The sequence below is a fragment of the Streptomyces sp. 13-12-16 genome, from assembly GCF_002114215.1.
Classification (GTDB): Bacteria; Actinomycetota; Actinomycetes; order Streptomycetales; family Streptomycetaceae; genus Streptomyces.
Map to the genome: position 1 here is coordinate 3,096 of NZ_NCTE01001184.1, position 3,947 is coordinate 7,042.

The window sequence follows — 3,947 nt, forward strand, 5'->3', positions numbered from 1 at the left end:
GCACCACGAAATCGGCGTCGGTGAGGAGCTCGTGCAGTCGTCCGGCCTCGGCGGCGTGCCCGGCCGCGTGGCGCAGCAGGTACGGCTCTGTGGTGGCCCAGCGGTGCGGGTCCCGGACGAGGGTGAGCAGCCGGGTGAACACGGCGTCGGCGTACGGCTTCTCCGCCCGGAACAGGTCGGCCAGCCCCTGGTGGAAGAGGCGGTACACCGTCCGGCCCTCGGCGTCCACGTCACGACGCAGATAGAAGAGGACCGCGTCCAGGACCTCGCGGACCTGCTCGGTCCCCGGTTCGCGCGGCCCGAAGGCGGCGGCCGCCGTCCGTACCACCTCTTCCGGCATGCCGTCCCCCTGGGCATGGGCGAGGGCGTGGAGGACGGCGTCCGCCCACAGCGGGCGCCGCCGGTCCTCGAGGTGCAGCTTCATGACGCCGCGCAGGTCACGCGGTACGGCCTCGACGAGTCCTCGCACCCCGGCCGGACCGTCCGGGAAGGGCTGGTCGAGCACGTGCCGCACGTACAACGCGGCCACCAGGAACTCGCCGCATCCCGGCACCCCGTGACGCACCAGCTCCCGGGCGATGCCGTCGGCCAGCCGGCCGGCGGTTCCCTCCCCTTCGGCCGTCGCGTAGCGGGGATCGGTGGCCAGCACGTCGCGCAGGTAGTCGCGCAGTTCCCCGCGCAGCCGCTGGTCCGGCACGTCGTCCAGGTCGACGCGTCCCGCGCCGGCCCTGCGGAGCAGCGGCGCGAAGCGACGTCCCGGACGGACCCCGACCAGCATCCGGCAGTCCCGGGCCAGGGTGAGCAGCGTCCTCATCAGCTCCGTGGGGTGCTCGGCCTCGTCCAGTGCGTCGAGGATCAGCACCGGTGGGCGGTCGCGGTCCCGGAGAGCGGCGACGACCTCGGTGACGTCGCGGGTCGTTCCGAGCCCCCACTGGCGGCCGAGGGCGGCCATCACCTCGGGGACGGAACGCCGGCGCGCGTGCACCACGGCCAGACCGGGGACCAGCGGGGGCGCGTCGGCCGATGTTGTCCGCAACCCGTGCGTCGTGTCCCGCAGTTCGGGGTGTGCCGCGCACACCAGCGCCCCGAGCAGCGCGGACTTGCCCACGCCCGGTCCGCCGGTGACCACGCACAGGTCCTGGTCCTTTCCCCGTAACCAATCGGCCAGGGAGCGCATTTGGGGGACCCTGCCCCGGAAGAGCACCGGGCCCCCTTCTCCGAACACCGCTTCCGTACCGGAGGCCCGGCCGGCGAAGTGCCGGACGTCGGCCACCTCGTCGAGGAGCGCGGTGACCGTCCGGTCGACCCGGGGGCGAAAGGCGGCTCGCGCCTCGCCCCGGCCGTATGCGGGATTCGGGAAGAACGCCAGGTGGGACAGGTCCGCGGCCGACACGGGGACCATGGGGTCGAGGGCCTTCTGCGGCGGCCCGTCCAGCGTGTACTCGTCCACCAGGTCACCGACCCGGCGGCAGAAGAGGTGGAAGGGGACGTACGGCACGGACGGATCCACCCGCTCGCTCCCGTCCGCGAACCGTCCGAGCACCTCGGTGACCGCCCGGGTCAGACGGCCGTCGTAGGCCTGCTCACCGGCCTCGGCGGCGGCGAGCACCCAGGCCCGTCGCCGGTCCCCGGGCAGGGCGTGCTGCCACTCCCGCCGGGCCACGTTGCCGGAGTGGCACAGGTCCAACAGGAACAGCACGTACGGCGCGGACTCGTCGGGTTCGGCGTCCTCGACCAGTTTGAGCCAGCTCTCGACGTCGTGCCGGGTGGGCCGCCCGTCGCCCCCCACGGCGTAGACGCCGCCACTGCCGGCCGGTTTGCCGTGGGCCAGGATGTGCACCACGACGAACCCGGGACCGGCCTCCAGCACCGACTCGACGGCCCGCTCCAGCGCGGCCGCCGATCCGGAGGGGTCCTCCTCGGCGTCGTGCGCCCGGTAGCCGAAGAAACGGAGGGCGTCGCGCAGCCGCCCGGCGTACTCCGGGGCGAACGGCAGCGGCGGCCATTCCGGCTGGTCCTCGTCCACCAGATCGGGCGCGGGGCCTTCTACGCCCACCACCAACGCCCGGTGTTCCGAAGGCGGTTGCCCGTCCATGCCCACTCCCCCTGCCCGCTGCCGAGCAGCACTGTAGGGGGTCGCGGTGATTCGGGCGGTGCCGTTTCGCCACTCGCGCGGACCACGACGTCGTGCGCCGACCGCCTCCGGAGGGCGCGCACTCCCGGCGGCGTGCGATCAGTGGCCCACCGAGGAGGTGGCCTCGGCGCGGTCCGCGGCGGCGCCGGAGGCGTGGGCGAGCGCGGTGTCGAGGAGGTCGCGGAGCCGGGTCGGGGTCGGGGCGACGGCGGTGGCGAGGAGTGCCGTGCCGTCGGCGAGCGGCGCCAGTACGCACTGTCCCCCTTCCGGGTCGCCGAGGAGGACGGGTTCCGGGAGCGGCACCGGTTCGGGGTCGACGAGGAGGAGCTGGCCGGTCGCCCGGTGGCCGCCCAGTACGGAGGGGCCGTCCCACGCCGGGGACGGGGCCCCGTAGACGGTGTGCTGGTCGAGGACCGGGCGGCCGTCGCGCCGTACGGTCAGGCGGGTGGACAGGTGGCCCGAGGGTTCGGCGGTGCGTCCGAGGAGTTGCTCCTCGCGCAGCAGGAGCCGGGAGGTTCCGGCGAGGTCCACCTCGTACGTCTGGTGCAGGGTGCTGCCCCGCGCGCTGATCAGCGGCTGGGGCAGCCAGTGCAGCGACGCGTGCTCGCCGACGGTGAGCCGTACGTCGTAGGTGGCGGGGTCCGTGGTGGGGCCGCGCAGGGCGATGGTGGCGGCGGACGTGGTCACCTCCAGCCGGGTGCGCGCCTCGGCGGTGACGTCGAGCGTGAGTCCGTCCCCGCCGAGCGGTGCGCTCATCGCGCCGAGCACGCAGACCCGTGCCCGCTCCCCGCGGGGCCGCAGCCGGCGCAGGTGGAAGGGGCCGTCGCTGTGCAGGAGGGGGAGTGTCGTGGTGCGGCCGTTGTGGGTGGCCCTCAGCCGGGCGGTGGCGCGGACGCCGGTGGGGTGGGGGCGGGGCTTCGGAAGGTCCTCGGCCGGGGCCGGGGCGGCGGCCGTCACCCGGTGACTCCGGCGTGCCAGGCGGTGAGGCACCCGGTGACCCAGTCGGTGACCGGGCGGATGCCGTCGGCCTCGGTCAGGCTGGTGAAGGCGTACGGCAGGTCCCCCCGCTGCCTGCGGGTGTCGGCCCTCATGGTGTCCAGGTCGGCTCCCACGTACGGCGCCAGGTCGGTCTTGTTGACCACGAGGAGGTCGGCGGTGGTGATGCCGGGGCCGCCCTTGCGGGGGATGTCGTCGCCGCTGGCCACGTCGATGACGAAGACCTGGGTGTCGACGAGTCCGCGGGAGAAGGTCGCGGTGAGGTTGTCCCCGCCGGACTCGATGAGGATCAGGTCCAGCGGGTGCAGGGTCTGTTCGAGGTGCTCGACCGCTTCGAGGTTGGCGGAGATGTCGTCGCGGATGGCGGTGTGCGGGCAGGCGCCGGTCTCCACGGCGGTGATGCGCTCCGGCGGCAGTACGGCCTCGCGGCGCAGGAAGGCGGCGTCCTCCTGGGTGTAGATGTCGTTGGTGACCACGGCGAGGGACAGCCGGTCGCGCAGGGTGCGGCACAGCGCGGCCACGGTCGCGGTCTTGCCCGAGCCGACCGGCCCGCCGAAGCCGATCCGCAGGGCGCGGCGGCTGCCGTCCGGGCGCCGGGGGTCGGCGCTGTGGGTGTGGCGGTGCGGCAGGGTCACGGGATGGTCCAGGTGCACGGGGGCTCCAGTTCGGTGCGGTGGAGGCGGGTCAGGAGGCGAAGAGGCGCACGGGCCGGGCGGCGTGCTGTTCGCCGGTGATGTCCAGCAGCGGGGCGGACGCGGCGGGCAGGACGGTGACGCCCTCGGCGGCCACGCGCTCCGCCGCGTCGGCCGCGGCACCG

General features: G+C 74.7%; 2 protein-coding genes and 2 pseudogenes. All 4 read right to left on the reverse strand.

What is annotated here, in order from left to right; all coding sequences use genetic code 11:
• Positions 1–2,095 (reverse strand): annotated as a pseudogene (locus tag B7767_RS37170) (hypothetical protein); the annotation flags it as partial.
• A gap of 138 nt (positions 2,096–2,233) precedes the next feature.
• The gene (locus B7767_RS37175) at positions 2,234–3,091 is read right to left on the reverse strand and encodes an urease accessory protein UreD (RefSeq protein ID WP_085575852.1); all 858 of its coding nucleotides are present in this window, start codon (positions 3,089–3,091) and stop codon (positions 2,234–2,236) included.
• Complete coding sequence (gene ureG / locus B7767_RS37180; RefSeq protein WP_085575853.1) at positions 3,088–3,783, reverse strand: urease accessory protein UreG; 696 nt, start codon at positions 3,781–3,783, stop codon at positions 3,088–3,090. Before ureG ends, B7767_RS37175 begins: the two co-directional genes overlap by 4 nt.
• Positions 3,784–3,814: 31 nt before the next feature.
• Positions 3,815–3,947: pseudogene (locus B7767_RS48715) on the reverse strand (urease accessory protein UreF); the annotation flags it as partial.